13 protein-coding genes are annotated in these 15,361 nt (G+C 69.4%); 6 read left to right on the top strand and 7 right to left on the bottom strand.

Translation table 11 applies throughout. The features are described 5' to 3' along the window. Window positions 1–437 precede the first annotated feature (437 nt). The gene (gene tyrS / locus CEK65_RS06635; RefSeq protein WP_152181180.1) at window positions 438–1,649 is read right to left on the bottom strand and encodes a tyrosine--tRNA ligase; all 1,212 of its coding nucleotides are present in this window, start codon (window positions 1,647–1,649) and stop codon (window positions 438–440) included. Window positions 1,650–1,817: 168 nt separating this feature from the next. Between tyrS and CEK65_RS06640 the strand changes: the two genes are divergently transcribed. Then, window positions 1,818–3,272 (top strand): peptidoglycan DD-metalloendopeptidase family protein, encoded by a 1,455-nt coding sequence (locus CEK65_RS06640; protein WP_026144123.1) that lies wholly within the window; start codon window positions 1,818–1,820, stop codon window positions 3,270–3,272. A gap of 89 nt (window positions 3,273–3,361) precedes the next feature. Further along, complete coding sequence (locus CEK65_RS06645; RefSeq protein ID WP_152181181.1) at window positions 3,362–4,492, top strand: anhydro-N-acetylmuramic acid kinase; 1,131 nt, start codon at window positions 3,362–3,364, stop codon at window positions 4,490–4,492. A gap of 15 nt (window positions 4,493–4,507) precedes the next feature. Here the strand turns inward: CEK65_RS06645 and CEK65_RS06650 are convergent, their stop codons facing one another. From CEK65_RS06650 to CEK65_RS06660, 3 genes are all read right to left on the bottom strand, one after another. Then, complete coding sequence (locus tag CEK65_RS06650) at window positions 4,508–4,735, bottom strand: hypothetical protein (protein WP_026143529.1); 228 nt, start codon at window positions 4,733–4,735, stop codon at window positions 4,508–4,510. A gap of 151 nt (window positions 4,736–4,886) precedes the next feature. Next, window positions 4,887–6,254 carry an MFS transporter gene (locus CEK65_RS06655; RefSeq protein ID WP_152181182.1) on the bottom strand — a complete coding sequence of 456 codons (1,368 nt, stop codon included), beginning with the start codon at window positions 6,252–6,254 and terminating at the stop codon, window positions 4,887–4,889. Beyond that, window positions 6,251–7,051, bottom strand: a complete 801-nt coding sequence (locus CEK65_RS06660) for an exodeoxyribonuclease III (protein ID WP_152181183.1) — start codon at window positions 7,049–7,051, stop codon at window positions 6,251–6,253. The genes CEK65_RS06655 and CEK65_RS06660 overlap by 4 nt, the downstream gene beginning before the upstream one ends. A gap of 130 nt (window positions 7,052–7,181) precedes the next feature. Here CEK65_RS06660 and pyrE point away from each other — a divergent pair, with 130 nt between their 5' ends. Together pyrE and CEK65_RS06670 are read left to right on the top strand one after the other, a co-directional pair. Further along, window positions 7,182–7,841: an orotate phosphoribosyltransferase gene (gene pyrE, locus CEK65_RS06665; protein ID WP_019802407.1), complete on the top strand. Its 660-nt coding sequence runs from the start codon at window positions 7,182–7,184 to the stop codon at window positions 7,839–7,841. Window positions 7,842–7,859: 18 nt separating this feature from the next. Then, window positions 7,860–8,531 carry a hypothetical protein gene (locus CEK65_RS06670; protein WP_051067856.1) on the top strand — a complete coding sequence of 224 codons (672 nt, stop codon included), beginning with the start codon at window positions 7,860–7,862 and terminating at the stop codon, window positions 8,529–8,531. A 49-nt stretch (window positions 8,532–8,580) separates the two neighbouring features. Here the strand turns inward: CEK65_RS06670 and CEK65_RS06675 are convergent, their stop codons facing one another. The 3 genes from CEK65_RS06675 to coaBC are packed head-to-tail and all read right to left on the bottom strand — an operon-like array spanning window position 8,581 to window position 12,677. Beyond that, window positions 8,581–10,917 carry a phosphomannomutase/phosphoglucomutase gene (locus tag CEK65_RS06675; protein ID WP_152181184.1) on the bottom strand — a complete coding sequence of 779 codons (2,337 nt, stop codon included), beginning with the start codon at window positions 10,915–10,917 and terminating at the stop codon, window positions 8,581–8,583. A gap of 15 nt (window positions 10,918–10,932) precedes the next feature. Continuing rightward, window positions 10,933–11,403 (bottom strand): dUTP diphosphatase, encoded by a 471-nt coding sequence (dut, locus tag CEK65_RS06680; protein ID WP_017907877.1) that lies wholly within the window; start codon window positions 11,401–11,403, stop codon window positions 10,933–10,935. Then, a complete protein-coding gene (coaBC, locus tag CEK65_RS06685) occupies window positions 11,400–12,677 on the bottom strand; it encodes a bifunctional phosphopantothenoylcysteine decarboxylase/phosphopantothenate--cysteine ligase CoaBC (protein WP_193313915.1) in 1,278 nt (425 codons plus the stop codon). The genes dut and coaBC overlap by 4 nt, the downstream gene beginning before the upstream one ends. A gap of 96 nt (window positions 12,678–12,773) precedes the next feature. Between coaBC and radC the strand changes: the two genes are divergently transcribed. Both radC and argS read left to right on the top strand, forming a co-directional pair. Further along, the gene (gene radC / locus CEK65_RS06690) at window positions 12,774–13,448 is read left to right on the top strand and encodes a DNA repair protein RadC (protein ID WP_017907879.1); all 675 of its coding nucleotides are present in this window, start codon (window positions 12,774–12,776) and stop codon (window positions 13,446–13,448) included. A 214-nt stretch (window positions 13,449–13,662) separates the two neighbouring features. Then, window positions 13,663–15,351 (top strand): arginine--tRNA ligase, encoded by a 1,689-nt coding sequence (gene argS / locus CEK65_RS06695; protein WP_017907880.1) that lies wholly within the window; start codon window positions 13,663–13,665, stop codon window positions 15,349–15,351. Window positions 15,352–15,361: the final 10 nt, after the last annotated feature.

Consider the following 15,361-nt stretch of genomic DNA (forward strand, 5'->3'; position numbering starts at 1 on the left):
ACCCGAGGGCTTTTCGTCGAACCGAGCCGCCCATCATAGCGGCTTTTTTCTTGCCGTCAACACCTTTTTGATCAGGTGGTTGACGCCACTTCTTCGTCCAAACCCGAAGGCTTTTCCTCGAAGCGAGCCGGCCATATTAGCCGGCTTTTTCACTTCGTCAACACCTTTTTGAAGAGGTTTTTGACGCCCTTGGCGCGTTGCCGTGAAGGCGTTGCGTCGAGGGAGGGAAAGTATGGCCCCAAAACGGGCTCTTGGGAAGAGGGTGTGAAAACTTTTTTCACTCTCCCGTCGCGGGGGCCCTGTCAGCCCCACCTGCCTTACCGCACACGCTATTCGGTGGACGCTGCTTCGCGTGCGCGCCACTCCCTATATACAGAGCGCAGGCAGAGCCGCACCACCGTCGCCCGATTGCCTGCGCGGCAACCGGGCGGACGATCTCATGCCGCGATGAGCTGCACCCGGGCAAACGTCCGCTTGCCGACCTGCAGCACGCCTTCGAAGCCCGGCGCGAAGCTCTGCTGCGGATCCTCGACCACCTCGCCAGCCACGCGCACCGCCCGCTCCTTGAGCTTGCGGCTTGCCTCGGAGTTGCTGGCGGTCAGCCCCGCAGCGGTCAGCAGCGCAGCGATCCGCAGGCCTTCCGCCGGCACGGCGACCTGCTGCAGCGGCAAGGCACTGGTGTCGCCCTGCCCGGTCACCACGGCGTGCCAGCCGACGATGGCCTGCTCGGCGGCGGCGGCATCGTGGAAGCGGGTGGTCAATTCGCGTGCCAGGCGCAGCTTCACCTCGCGCGGATGCAGGCTGCCGGCCTGCACCTGCTGGCGCAGCGCCTGCGCTTCGTTCACGCCGATATCGAAGGACAGCAGTTCGATCCAGCGCCACATCAGCTCGTCGCCGATCTTCATGGTCTTGGTGACGATGTCGATCGCCGGTTCGCTGATGCCGATGTAGTTGCCCAGCGACTTGGACATCTTGTTGACCCCGTCCAGGCCCTCCAGCAGCGGCATGGTCAGCACGATCTGCGCCGGCTGCCCGTAGTGCTCCTGCAGACCGCGGCCCATCAGCAGGTTGAACTTCTGGTCGGTGCCGCCCAGTTCGACGTCGGCCTTCAGCGCCACCGAGTCGTAGCCCTGCACCAGCGGGTACAGGAACTCGTGGATGGCGATGGACTGCTGCGCCGCGTAGCGCTTGGCGAAGTCGTCGCGCTCGAGCATGCGCGCCACGGTGTGCTGGCCGGCCAGGCGGATCATGTCGGCCGCGCTCATCTGCCCGAACCATTCGGAGTTGAAGCGGACCTCGGTGCGCTCCCGGTCCAGCACCTTGAACACCTGCTCCTCGTAGGTGCGGGCGTTGGCCAGCACGTCCTCGCGGGTCAGCGGCTTGCGGGTGACGTTCTTGCCGGTGGGGTCGCCGATCATCCCGGTGAAGTCGCCGATCAGGAAGATCACCTGGTGCCCCAGGTCCTGGAACTGGCGCATCTTGTTCAACAGCACGGTGTGGCCGATGTGCAGGTCCGGCGCGGTGGGATCGAAGCCGGCCTTGATCCGCAGCGGGCGGCCGCTGCGCAGGCGGGCCTCCAGTTCTTCACGCTTGAGGATTTCGTCGGCACCGCGGCCGATCAGGACAAGGGACTCTTCGATCGTGGACAAAACAGGAACTCCGGCGAGTGGCTTCAACAAACGTGAATGGCGTTAAGAGCGAGTTAACCGTGCAGCCAGGTGAAAATTCGAGCCGGCTCAATGGTTTGACGCGCTGTGGAACGATGTTTATGGTAGCCGAGTTTTGAGCTCGCGCTTCGGGCTCGTGAGGAAGCCTTGATGCCCAACAGTGATCAGGAACGCGCGCGCCGGCAGCGGTTCCAGCAACGCCTTCACGTTCTCCACGACACTGCGCTGCATCGCAAGTTGAAGGAACATCTTCCCGCCGGCCGCTGGACGCGCCGCCACTGGATCCACGCCAGCCTGTTCGCCACCATCGGTGCGATGGTCGCCACGATCGTCCCGGGCTTTTCCAACGCCATCGACGTGCCGCTGCAGACCACGCAGGCGACGCTGGCGCTGCCGTTGCCGCCGATCTCGCTGGCGCAGCAACAGCAGGCGGCGATCACCGACAACTGGCAGGTGGTGCGGATCGAATCCGGGCAGACCCTGGGCTCGGTGTTCGAGAAGCTCGGCCTCCCCGCCACGGTGATGCAGCGGGTGCTGGACCATCCGGGCACCCACGACGCGCTGACCAAGCTGCGCCCGGGCGCGGAAATCGGCTTCGACCTGGCGACGACGGGCGACCTGCGCGCCCTGCGCTTCGACCGCGATGCCACCCACCGGGTGGAACTGTCGCTGCTGGACGACGACATCAAGGAAAAGGTGATCGAACGCGAGACCAGCACACGCACCGTGGTCACCAGCGGCGAGATCACCAGCTCGCTGTACGTGGCCGCGCGCAAGGCCGGGCTGTCGCCGTCGGCGATCGCGACGATGACCGACGAGATCTTCAAGTACGACATCGACTTCGACAAGGACCTGCAGCCGGGCGACCGCTTCAGCGTGGTCATGGACGAGACCTGGCGCGAAGGCGAACGCATCGACACCAGCAAGATCCTGGCGGCGACCTTCACCACCCGCGGCAAGACCTACAGCGGCTTCCGCTTCGAGCGCGGCGGCAAGCCGGCCGAATATTTCGACGTGACCGGGCGGCCGCTGAAGAAGAGCTTCATCCGCATGCCGGTGTCCTACAGCCGCATCAGCTCCACCTTCGGCGCGCGCAAGCACCCGGTGCTGGGCACCATGCGCATGCACAAGGGCATCGACTACGCAGCGCCGACCGGCACGCCGATCATGGCCGCCGGCGATGCGCGGGTGCAGTTCGTGGGCACCCAGCGCGGCTACGGCAACGTGGTAATCCTGGATCACGGCAAGGGCTACAGCACGCTATACGGACACATGTCGCGCTTCGGCGGCATCAAGGCCGGCCAGCGCATCAACCAGGGCACGGTGATCGGCTACGTCGGCATGACCGGCATGGCCACCGGTCCGCACCTGCACTACGAATTCCGCGTGGACGGGGTGCAGCGCAATCCGGCCTCGGTGACGATGCCGCCGCCGACCCCGCTGGCCGGCGCCGAACTGGCCGCGTTCCGTGCGCAGACCTCGCCGGCGCTGGCGCGCATCCAGCGCGTGGAAAAGCTGATCTACGCCGATGCCGGCGAGCCGGGGGCGAAGAAGAAGAAGGTCGTCGCCTCGTCCAAGGCCGCCACGTCGCACGACGCCGGCTGAGCACCGGCAGCCGGTTCCGCCGCGCCGCGCATTGACGGGCGGCGGCGCCTGGCCCACGCTGCGGCGCCGACCGCCGCCTGGTGTCTTGCATGCCCTCGCCTTCCGCCGTTCCCGACGACGCCCTGTTCCTGGGCCTGATGTCCGGCACCAGCGCCGACGGCATCGATGCCGCGCTGGTGCGCTTCGGCCACGACGGCAACCCGCAGCTGCAGTTGGGCCGCACCTATGCCTGGGCACCGCAGCAGCGCGCGGCGCTGATCGCGCTGGGCGAAGGCGGCGACATGACCTCGCTGGACGCACTGGGCCAGCTCGATGCCGAGGTCGCGACCGCCTTCGCCGAGGCGGCGCTGCGCCTGCTCGACGACGCCGGGGTGGCGCCGGCCGCAGTGCGCGCGATCGGGTCGCACGGGCAGACCGTGCGCCATCGCCCGCTGGCCGACCCCGCCTTCACCTGGCAGCTCGGCGACGGCAACCGCATCGCCGAACTGACCGGCATCGCCACGGTCTGCGACTTCCGCCGCCGCGACGTCGCCGCCGGCGGCCATGGCGCACCGCTGATGCCGGCCTTCCATGCGGCGATGCTGGGGGCGGCGCACGAGGACCGGGCCGTGCTCAACCTCGGCGGCATCGGCAACCTGACCTTGCTGCCGGCGCACGGCGCGGTGCGCGGGTTCGACACCGGCCCGGCCAACGCGCTGCTCGATGCCTGGTGCCAGCGCCATCGCGGCCAGCCCTACGATGCGGGCGGCGCGTTCGCCGCCAGCGGCGCGGTCGACGCCGACCTGTTGCAGCGCCTGCTGGCCGATCCGTGGTTCGCGCTGCCGCCGCCCAAGAGCACCGGGCGCGAGCAGTTCCACCTGCGCTGGCTGGAGGCCTGCCTGGACACCCCGGCGCCTGCGCCGGCCGCGGTGCAGGCGACGCTGCTGGAACTGACCGCGTCCACCGTCGCCGACGCGCTGCTGGCGCAGCAGCCGGCGACCCGGCAGTTGCTGGTGTGCGGCGGCGGCGTGCACAACCCGCTGTTGCTGGCGCGGCTGCAGGCGCGGCTGCCGGGGGTGCAGGTGCAGTCGACCCAGGCGCACGGCCTGGACCCGGACTACATCGAAGCGATGGGCTTCGCATGGCTGGCCCGGCAGACCCTGGCCGGGCTGCCGGGCAACCTGCCGTCGGTCAGCGGCGCGCGCGGACCGCGCATCCTCGGCGCGATCCACCCCGCGTAAGCGAGGCGTCGGGATTCAGAAGCCGCTGCCGGCCGGCAGCGCGCGCAAGGCCGCGATCGCCTCCGAGAGCGCATCCACCTCGCGGTGCTCGAACCCGCTGCGCACGTCGTGCTCGCTGGAGAACAGGCCCTGCTCGATCAGCGCCAGCACTGCCTGGCGCTGGGTCCAGCCGCGGGCGACAGCGATGCGGCGGATGCGTTCGAGCAGGAACGGGTCGATATCGCGCAACACAAGGTCGCTCATGCGGACTCCCGGGCGGCGGCGCACGCGTGCGCCGTTGCCCATCATCCCCGTCCGGGGACGGCCTTTCAATCGCTGGACGGCAATGGCTGTGAGGGAGTTGCGGATGCGCGCCTCGTACACACGCGGCTGCTATGGCCGAGAAACCCAGCGGTCAGGGTGTTTTCTGCACGCCCTCCTCTTCCCTCATTCGTGGCTCACGCCAGATGAGCCAGATGATCATCGGTAACGCAAGGATGCCAATCGCAGCGGTATAGACAAAGAACGGAGGATAGCCCCAGGCGTCCACGATCTTGCCCCATTGACTGGCGATCGACTTGGCGGGAAGGCTCCACAGGGTTCCGAACAGAGCGTATTGCGTCGCCGTGTAGTTCGGACTGGTCAGCGATGACATGTAAGCGATGAAGGCCGTCCCGGCGATACCGTTGGCCACGTTGTCGGCGCTGATCGCAGTCGCCAGCCAGGCGATCCCAGGGTGGATGCTGGCGATATGCGCGTAGATCAGGTTGGCGCCACTGAGCAGGACCAATCCGATCAGCAACGTCCGCGCTATGCCGTAACGACGGACCAGGATGCCTGCCAGAAAAGCGCCGACGATCGTCATGAGGATCCCATAGACTTTGGAGACCAATGCGATCTGTTCCAGCGTAAACCCCATGTCCAGATAGAACGTATTGGCCGCAACGCCCATCGTGGTGTAGTTGAGTCGGTAGGTGATCACCAGGGAAAGGGACAAGATGCCCACCTTCCAGCCCATCCGCGCGAAGAAGTCGACGAACGGGCAGATCACGGCACCGATGCACCAAGCAACCGTCGCTCTGATCCACGCCGGCCAACGCTGCGCGCGCGTGCGGAACGCCTCCACCATGGGTTCGATCGGACGTATTGGACCGCTGGTGCCCGTCATGGGTTCGGCAATGCAGAGCGTCGTGACAAGACCGACCAATCCGCAGACCGCCATGATCAGGTAGGACGCCTTCCAGCCCAGTTCTGCCGCCAAGGTCAGTGCACCGGCGCCGGTACAGATCAGCGCCAACTGGTAGCCAGCCTGATAGGCGGCGACCATCGCGCCTTGCGTATCGGCCTGAGCCGCCTCGATTCGATAGGCGTCCACGACAATGTCCTGGGTTGCCGCGGCGAAAGCAGTGCAGACGGCAAGCAATGCCACCGCGCGCGCGTCCAGCGCGGGATTGGCCAGCGCGAGTGCGACCAGGCCGGCAACGACGCCGATCTGTGCAACCAGCATCCAGCTACGCCGCCGACCAAGTCGCGAGAGAACCGGGATCGGCAGACGGTCCACGATCGGCGACCAGAAGTACTTCAACGAGTACGCCAGCCCGACCAGACTGAAGTAGCCGATGGTGGTCCGGTCGATGCCGGCCTGGCGCAGACGCGCCGACAGCGTGGTCAGCACCAATGCGAACGGCAGCCCCGAGGAAAATCCCAGAAACAGCATCGCCCGCACCCGCGGGTTGGCGTATACGTCCAGCGACCGCCACCAAGCGCCCAGTGCTCCGATCACGTGCGGTAGTCCACCGTGAACGGCGCGTGGTCGGAGAAGCGCTGCGCGGTATAGATCGAACAGCCCTGCAGGCGCTCGCGCAGGGTCGGGGTGACGAACTGGTAGTCGATGCGCCAACCGACGTCGTTGGCGCGCGCCGCGCCGCGGTTGCTCCACCAGGTGTAGTCCTGGCCGTCCGGATGCAGCGCGCGGTAGGCGTCGACCCAGCCGCGGCCGCTGGCCGGGTCGGCCTCGTCGGCGCGGTCGGCGCACAGGCCGTTGAGCCAGTCGCGCTCGGCCGGCAGGCAGCCGGAGTTCTTCTGGTTCGACTTCCAGTTCTTGATGTCCAGCGCCGAGCGCACGATGTTCCAGTCGCCGCACAGCACGTAGTCGCGGCCGCTGTGCAGCCACTCCACCAGGATCGGCCGCAGCCAGTCCATGACCTGGAACTTGTAGCCCTGGCGCAGCTCGCCTGAGGATCCGGAGGGAATGTAGAAGGACACCACGCTCAGGTTGCCGAAGCGCGCCTCGATGTAGCGGCCCTCCTCGTCGAACTCGGGCCAGCCCAGCGCGGTCCGCACCTCGTCCGGCTCGCGCTTGCTGTAGATGGCCACGCCGCTGTAGCCCTTCTTGGTACTGGCGTCGCGGAACCAGACCCGGTAGCCATCCGGCAGGAACGCCGGCCCGGCCAGCTGATGCTCCTGCGCCTTGGTCTCCTGCACGCACAGCACATCCGCCTGCTGGATGGCGAACCACTCGAAAAAGCCCTTGGTGGCGGCCGACCGCAGGCCGTTGGCGTTGAAGCTGATGATGCGCATGGAAGAGCCGGGAATGGGGAAAGGGGAATAGGGAATGGTGAAAAGCATAGCGGTTGTTCCGTCTTCGCGGTCCTGCTGGGGTACGCTTTATCGATTCCCTATTCCCGTTTCCCCATTCCCGGCCCCCCCAATGACCGACTACCGGCACCGTTTCCTGCAACTGGCCCTGGACGCGGAGGCGCTGCGCTTCGGCGAGTTCACGCTGAAGTCCGGGCGCCTCAGTCCGTATTTCTTCAACGCCGGCCGCTTCGACTCCGGCGCCAGCATGGCGCGGCTGGCGGCGTGCTACGCCGATGCGGCCGACGCCGCCGGGCTCGACTTCGACCTGTTGTTCGGCCCGGCCTACAAGGGCATTCCGCTGGCGACGGCGGTGGCCTGCGAGTACGCGCGGCGCGGGCGCGATTTGCCGCTGGCGTTCAACCGCAAGGAAGCCAAGGCGCACGGCGAAGGCGGCAGCCTGATCGGCGCGCCGCTGGCCGGCCGCCGGGTGCTGATCGTGGACGACGTGATCACCGCCGGCACCGCGATCCGCGAGGCGCTGGGCATCATCCGCGCCGCCGGCGGCGAACCGGCCGCGATCCTGGTCGCGCTGGACCGCCAGGAGATCGCCGCCGAGGACGACCGCCGCTCGGCGGCGCAGGCGGTGGCCGCCGAGGCCGGCGTTCCTGTGGTCTCGGTCGCGCATCTGGGCGACCTGCTTGCATTCATCGACGGAAACGCAGACCTTGTCGGCTTCCGCGAACCGCTGCTGGCCTACCGGGCCCGCTACGGCTGCGCTTCGTCTGGCTGACAGCAGGGGGCTGCCACGATGCCGATCCGACCACGCACTCGCGTCCTGCCGGCGCTGTTGGCGCTGCTCGCCTTGCCGGCCGCCGCGCAACAGGCGTCGGCGCCGTCCAAGAAGCTGTACTGCTGGAACCAGGGCGGCCAACGTACCTGCAGCGATGCGTTGCCGCCGGAAGCGGTGAACCAGGCGCGCGACGAGTTCAACGCCACCAGCGGCATGCGCAGCGCCGAGGTGGGGCGTGCGCTGAACGCCGAGGAACGCGCCGCGGCCGCCGCCGACGCCGCGCAGCAGCGCGCCGACCAGGCCGCGCTGGAGACGCGCAAGCGCACCGACCAGGCGATGCTGCTGTCGTACCAGACCGAGGACGAACTGCGCCGGGTGTTCGCCGAGCGCATCGGCATCGTCGACAACAACATCCAGACCGCGCGCTACAACGTGGAGAGCCTGCGCCAGGGCCTGATCGGCCTGCTGTCCGGTGCCGGCGCGCGCGAGCTGGCCGGGCAGAGCGTGCCGGCCAAGACCGCCGACGACGTGCAGCAGCGGCACCGCGCCCTGCTGTGGCAACTGCGCATGCAGAAGAACTTCGAACAGCAGCGGCTCGGCCTGGATCAGGAAATCGAGGACGTGCTGCAGCGCTATCGCGCGGCCCGGGGCAACGGCCCGGCACAGTCCGCGACCACCGCCGGCGGCTGAGCCGTCGCACACGCCGGCGCCCGGACCAGGCCGGGCGCGCGACGCCGCCTCAGAAGGTCGGCGCCAGGCCCGGCAGCATGGCCTGCAGCTGCGCGCGGAACAGCGCCTTGATCCGCTCCAGCGCCGCCGCGTTGTCGGCTTCGAAGCGCAGCACCAGCACCGGCGTGGTGTTGGAGGCGCGCACCAGGCCCCAGCCATCCGGGAAGTCGGCGCGCAGCCCGTCGATGGTCAGCAGCCGCGCGCCGGCGAACGGCGAGCCCTCCTGCTGCGCCTGGGCGACCAGCTCGGCGACCAGCGCATGCGCGTCCTGCCCGTCCACCGGCAGCTTGATCTCCGGCGTGGCCACGCTGTCGGGCAGTTCGGCCAGCACTTCCGACGGCGATTCCTCGCGCTGGGCCAGGATCTCCAGCAACCGCGCCGCCGCGTACAGGCCGTCGTCGAAGCCGTACCAGCGCTCCTTGAAGAAGAAGTGGCCGCTCATCTCGCCGGCCAGTTCGGCATCGGTCTCGCGCATCTTCGCCTTGATCAGCGAATGCCCGGTCTTCCAGACCAGCGGGCTGCCGCCGTTGCGCAGCACGTAGTCGGACAGCTTGCCGGTGCACTTGACGTCGTAGATCACCAGCGCGCCGGGATTGCGTTGCAGCACGTCGGCGGCGAACAGCATCAGCAGGCGGTCCGGGTAGATCACCGTGCCTTCCTTGGTGACCACGCCGAGGCGGTCGGCGTCGCCGTCGAAGGCCACGCCGAGGTCGGCGTCGAAGCGCCGCACCGTCTGCACCAGATCCTCGAGGTTGTGCGGCTCGCTGGGATCGGGATGGTGGTTGGGGAAGGTGCCGTCGACGTCGCAATACAGCGGCACGACCTCGGCACCGATCGCTTCCAGCAGGCGCGGTGCCAGTTCGCCACCGACGCCGTTGCCGGCATCGGCCACCACCTTGAGCGGGCGGTCCAGCTGCACGTCGTCGGCGATGCGCTGGATGTAGTCGTCGCCGACATCGCGCTGCTGCAGCCGGCCCGGCTCCTCGGCCGTGGGCAGGCGGCCGGCGCTGATCCGCGCGTACAGGTCGGCGATGGCGGCGCCGGACAGGGTCTCGCCGCCGACCACGATCTTGAAGCCGTTGTAGTCGGCGGGGTTGTGGCTGCCGGTCACCGCCACGCAGCTGCCGGCGCGCAGGTGGTAGGCGGCGAAGTAGACCACCGGGGTCGGCGCCAGGCCGATGTCGGTGACGTGGCAGCCGGCGCGGCGCAGGCCCTCGATCAGTGCGGCCGACAGCTCCGGCCCGGACAGGCGGCCATCGCGGCCGACCACCACCTCGTTGAGCCCCTGCTCCTGCATCACCGCGCCGATCGCCTGGCCGATCAGCGCGGCGACCTGCGGGCTGAGGTCGCGGCCGACCACGCCGCGGATGTCGTAGGCGCGGAAGATCTCCGGCGCCACCGTGAACGCCGGCACCGGCTTGGCCGGCGCGGTCTCCTCGGCGGTGGACGAAGGCGGCGGGGGCGGCTCCTGGCGTTGCAGGCTCTGCTGCAGGGTGTGTTCTTCGGCCACCGCCGGGCCGGCGCGGCGCACCCGCGGCTGCGGCAGGCGCCCGCGCGCGGCCAGCAACAACAGCGCGCCCAGCACCAGGCACAGGCCGGCGACCAGCAGGCAGGGCAGTGCGCCCAGCCCCAGCGGACCGGCTTCGGTATCCGGCAGCGAGGCGACCATGCGCAGGCCGCTGTCGCCGACCGGGCGCGACATCGCGTCGGCGCGATCGTGCAGCGCATTGTCGCCGGCGGCGATCACGTCGTAGCCGCCCTGGCGCAGGGCCAGATAGCCGGTGCCCGGCACCGATGCCTGCGCGACCGGGTCGGTCAGCAGCGCCAGTGGCAGGCGCAGATACACCACCCCGGCGTTGCCGCCCAGCGAGACCGGCGCGGCCAGGCCCAGCCGCGGGCCGCCGCCGTCGCGGATCACCGCGCTGGCGAGCTTGCCGGTCATCAGGGCCTTCTCCAGCAGCGCCAGGCGGCCGTAGCCGAAGTGCGCCGCATCGGTGTAGCCCGGCTCCAGGTCGGCCGGCAGCACCTGCGCGTCCTCGGCCTGCGCCCAGTCCGCACGCAGCGCCTGGGCGGCGGCCGCGGCGTCGCCGCGGCGCAGGGCCGCCTGCACGGCCGGCTGCTGCAGGCGTTCGGACAGGCGTTTGCCCACGCCCGCCAGCGCCTGCTGGGTCTGCGTCACCGCGGCATCGCGCGCCTGCTCCAGGGTGGTGGCGGCCTGCTCGGCGCGCCATTGCTCGACCCCACTCCAGCCGAACCATACCACCAACAGCACCAGCAGCACCGTCAGCAGAGGCGCCACCTTGCGCAAACCCTGCGGCACCGGCCGCGCTTGTGTTGCCTCGCTCATGCAGACGATCCCCTGTCAGCGCACTCCGGTATGGCCGAATCCACCCGTTCCCCTGGCGCTGTCGGCGAAAGTATCCACCACCTGCAGGGCGACACGCACGACCGGCATCACCACCAGCTGCGCGATGCGGTCGCCGGGGGCGATGGTGAAGTCCTCGCGGCCGCGATTCCAGACGCTGATCAGCAGCGGCCCCTGGTAATCGGCGTCGATCAGGCCGGTGCCGTTGCCGAGCACGATGCCGTGGCGGTGGCCCAGGCCCGAGCGCGGCAGCACCACCGCGCACAGCTGCGGATCGGCGATGTAGATGGACAGGCCGCTGGGGATCAGCGCGGTGTCGCCCGGCGCCAGGGTCAGCGGCGCCTCGGTGGCCGCGCGCAGGTCGAGCCCGGCGCTGGCTTCGGTGGCGTAGTCGGGCAGCGGCCAGCTGTCGCCGAAGCGCGGATCCAGAAGCTTCACCTGCAGCGGATAGGGCGTGGGAGTGCTCATGCGTGCAGCCTCTGCGCGATCAGGTCCAGCAGTTGTTCGGCCAGCTGCGTCTTGGAGACCGCCGGGAAGTCGCGTTCGCCATCCTGCCAATAGGCGGTGGCCGCGTTCTGGTCGCTCTCGAAGCCGTTGCCGGCCACCCCCACCCGGTTGGCCACGATCAGGTCCAGGTGCTTGTCGGCGAGTTTGCCACGGGCATAGCGCTCGATGTCGTGGGTCTCGGCGGCGAAGCCGACCACCAGCTTCAGCGCCTGGGTCTGCGCGGCGACCTCGGCCAGGATGTCCGGAGTGCGGGTCAGTTCGAGGGTGAGCGTCTCGCCGCTCTTCTTGATCTTCTGCGCCGCCACCTGTTTTGGCGTGTAATCGGCGACCGCGGCGGTGCCAATGTAGATGTCCGCCGGCAGCGCGCCGAGCACCGCCTCGCGCATCTGCGCGGCCGAGCGCACATCGATGCGCTGCACGCCGTCGGGCGTAGACAAATGCACCGGGCCGCTGACCAGCACCACCTCGGCGCCTTGCCGGACCGCGGCCGCGGCCAGCGCATAGCCCATCTTGCCGCTGCTGCGGTTGCCCAGGTAGCGCACCGGATCCAGGTCTTCGTAGGTGGGGCCGGCACTGATCACCACGCGCAGGCCGCGCAGGGCGGCAGTGCCGGTGCCAGCGCCGGAACGCGCCGGGACGGCAGCCGCGGCCGGCTTGGCCGATGCGGCGCTCTGGTCGGTGCGCCCAACGAGCGCGGCGACGATCTGCTCCGGTTCGGCCAGGCGACCGGGGCCGGACTCGCCTTCGGCCAGCGGGCCATCGTTCGGGCCGACCACCTGTGCGCCGCGCGCGCGCAGGGTGGCGATGTTGGCCTGGGTGGCCGGGTGCAGCCACATGCGGTGGTTCATCGCCGGGCACACGGTGAGCGGTGCGGTGCTGGCCAGGCACAGCGTGCCCACCAGGTCGTCGGCCAGCCCGTGCGCCAGGCGCGCCAGCAGGTCGGCAGTGGCCGGGGCCACCACCACCTGCTCGGCCCAGCGGGCCAGTTCCAGGTGACCCATCGCCTGCTCGGCGCCACTGTCCCACAGCGTGGTGCGGGTGAGATGGCCGGACAGCGCCTGGAAGCTCAGCGGGGTGACGAACTGCTGCGCGCCGGCGGTCATCGCCACCTGCACCTCGGCGCCGGCGTCGCGCAGGCGCCGCACCAGTTCCAGCGCCTTGTAGGCGGCGATTCCCCCGCCGACGCACAACAGCACACGTCGCCCCGGCAGGGGCCTCTCGAAAATCGCGGTCACGTCGGGAATGTCCTACCCATACAAGGACGATTAGCTTACCCGATGGTTTTTGGCGGCCTGATACCGTTGCGCCATGTCGGCCGGCACCCTGGCGATATGCACATCTCCGACTGGCCCTGCGAAGAACGTCCCCGGGAAAAGCTGCTGGCACGCGGTCCCCGGGCCCTTTCCGACGCCGAACTGCTGGCGATCTTTCTCGGCTCCGGCCTGCCCGGCAGCGACGCGGTGCGCACCTCGCGCGACCTGCTGCAGCGGCACGGGCCGTTGCGCACGCTGCTGGACCGGTCGCCCGGCGACCTGGTTCGCCTGCCCGGGCTGGGCCCGGCGCGCGCCTGCCAGCTGTCGGCGGCGCTGGAGCTGGGCCAGCGCCACCTGGCCGCGGAACTGCAGCGCGGCGACACCCTCAGCAATCCGATCACCGCCGGCCGCTACTTCGCGCAACGCCTGCGGGCGCGGCCGTACGAGGTGTTCGCCGCGCTGTTCCTGGACACCCGGCACCGCTGGCTGGCGTTCGAGGAGCTGTTCCAGGGCACGCTGGACGGCGCAGAGGTGCATCCGCGCGAGGTGGTGCGGCGTGCGCTCACGCTCAACGCCGCTGCGGTGATCATCGGCCACAACCACCCGTCCGGAAACCCGGAACCATCGCCCGCCGACCGCGCCGTCACCGAGCGGCTGAAACAGGCGCTGGACCTGATCGACGTGCGCCTGCTCGACCACTTCATCGTCGGCGACGGCGTACCTGTCTCGATGGCCTCGCGCGGCTGGGCCTGAACCGAGGCGGCGGCTGGGCGTGCCATGTCGCGGGACGCAGATCCCGGCAAGGCCGGCTCCAGGCCACGCGGGCGGTCAGCCGGCCCAGGCCAGGGCGCAGGCGCGGGCGCGTGCTGGTCGCGGCGTCGCGGCTGAGGTCGGGCTGAACCCGGGACGGGCCGGGAGGCGGCGGGTCGGGTAAAATCGCCGGTTCCGCGCTTCAAGCAGAGATCTCGTGAAATCCCAACTCCGCGCCCTGATCGGTCAAGGCATCGAAGCCTTGCGCGCCAATGGCACCCTGCCGGCCGACACCCTGCCGCCGGACTTCGTGGTCGAGCGGCCCAAGACCCGCGAGCACGGCGACTTCGCCACCAACGCGGCGATGCTGCTGGCCAAGGCCGCGCGCACCAATCCGCGCGCCCTCGCCCAGCAGCTGGTGGACGCGCTGCCGGCCAACGACGACGTCAGCAAGGTCGAGATCGCCGGCCCCGGCTTCATCAATTTCCATCTCGGTCCCGGCGCCTACCAGCGCGAGGTGCTGGCGGTGCTCAAGCAGGGCGAGGACTACGGCCGCAGCCTGGTCGGCAACGGCCGCACCGTGGGCGTGGAGTACGTCTCGGCCAACCCGACCGGGCCGCTGCACGTCGGCCACGGCCGCGCCGCGGCCATCGGCGACTGCCTGGCGCGCCTGCTCGAGGCCAACGGCTGGAACGCCAAGCGCGAGTTCTACTACAACGACGGCGGCAACCAGATCGAGAACCTGGCGCGCTCGGTGCAGGCGCGCGCTTTGGGCAAGACGCCCGACAGCCCCGACTGGCCGGAAGAAGGCTACCGCGGCGACTACATCCAGGACGTGGCCGACGCCTACATGGCCGGCGCCGCGGTCGACCTGGAAGGCCATGTGGTCACCGGCGCCAAGGATCCGCAGGACCTCGATGCGATCCGCCGCTTCGCCGTGGCCTATCTGCGCAACGAGCAGAACCACGACCTGGCCGCGTTCGGCGTGGATTTCGACATCTACTTCCTGGAAAGCTCGCTGTACCGCGACGGCAAGGTCGAGGAGGCGGTGCAGAAGCTGATCACCTCCGGGCATACCTACGAAGAGGGCGGCGCGCTGTGGCTGAAATCCACCGATTTCGGCGACGACAAGGACCGCGTGATGCGCAAGTCCGACGGCAGCTACACCTACTTCGTGCCGGACGTGGCCTACCACCTGAGCAAGTGGCAGCGCGGCTACGTGCGCGCCATCACCGAACTGGGCGCCGACCACCACGGCTCGCTGGCGCGCGTGCGTGCCGGCCTGCAGGCGATGGACCTGGGCATCCCCAAGGGTTGGCCGGAGTACGTGCTGCACCAGATGGTCACGGTGATGCGCGGCGGCGAGGAAGTGAAGCTGTCCAAGCGCGCCGGCAGCTACCTGACCCTGCGCGACCTGATCGAGGAAGCCGGCCGCGACGCCACGCGCTGGTTCCTGATCGCGCGCAAGCCCGATTCCCAGCTCACCTTCGACATCGACCTGGCGCGCCAACAGAGCAACGACAACCCGGTGTTCTACGTGCAGTACGCGCATGCCCGGGTGTGCAGCCTGCTGCGCCAGGCGCAGGAGAAGAAGCTGGACTACGACCAGGCCGATGGCCAGGCGCAACTGAACCGGCTCAGCGACGCGACCTCGCTGGAACTGATGCAGGAACTCTCGCGCTACCCGGAAGTGGTGGAGAATGCGGGGCATGCGCTGGAGCCGCACCTGATCGCGCAATACCTGCGCGAACTGGCGACGGCCTTCCACACCTGGTACCACGGCACCCCGGTGCTTGTGGACGACGCCGGCGAACGCAACGCCAAGCTGACCCTGGCGGTGGCGGCGCAGCAGGTGCTGGCGAACGGTCTGAATCTCCTGGGCGTCTCGGCCCCGGAAAAAATGTGAGTGGAGAAGC

This window comes from Xanthomonas sp. LMG 12459 (assembly GCF_009192905.1).
GTDB classification, from domain to species: domain Bacteria; phylum Pseudomonadota; class Gammaproteobacteria; order Xanthomonadales; family Xanthomonadaceae; genus Xanthomonas_A; species Xanthomonas_A sontii.

Excerpts from the sequence above, each read along its gene's own strand:
- pyrE (WP_019802407.1), top strand. The coding sequence starts at position 7,182 with ATGACCGACTACCGGCACCGTTTCCTGCAACTGGCCCTGGACGCGGAG.
- CEK65_RS06640 (WP_026144123.1), top strand. The coding sequence starts at position 1,818 with ATGCCCAACAGTGATCAGGAACGCGCGCGCCGGCAGCGGTTCCAGCAA.
- CEK65_RS06675 (WP_152181184.1), bottom strand. The coding sequence starts at position 10,917 with ATGAGCGAGGCAACACAAGCGCGGCCGGTGCCGCAGGGTTTGCGCAAG.
- radC (WP_017907879.1), top strand. The coding sequence starts at position 12,774 with ATGCACATCTCCGACTGGCCCTGCGAAGAACGTCCCCGGGAAAAGCTG.
- dut (WP_017907877.1), bottom strand. The coding sequence starts at position 11,403 with ATGAGCACTCCCACGCCCTATCCGCTGCAGGTGAAGCTTCTGGATCCG.
- CEK65_RS06650 (WP_026143529.1), bottom strand. The coding sequence starts at position 4,735 with ATGAGCGACCTTGTGTTGCGCGATATCGACCCGTTCCTGCTCGAACGC.
- CEK65_RS06670 (WP_051067856.1), top strand. The coding sequence starts at position 7,860 with ATGCCGATCCGACCACGCACTCGCGTCCTGCCGGCGCTGTTGGCGCTG.
- CEK65_RS06660 (WP_152181183.1), bottom strand. The coding sequence starts at position 7,051 with ATGCGCATCATCAGCTTCAACGCCAACGGCCTGCGGTCGGCCGCCACC.
- CEK65_RS06645 (WP_152181181.1), top strand. The coding sequence starts at position 3,362 with ATGCCCTCGCCTTCCGCCGTTCCCGACGACGCCCTGTTCCTGGGCCTG.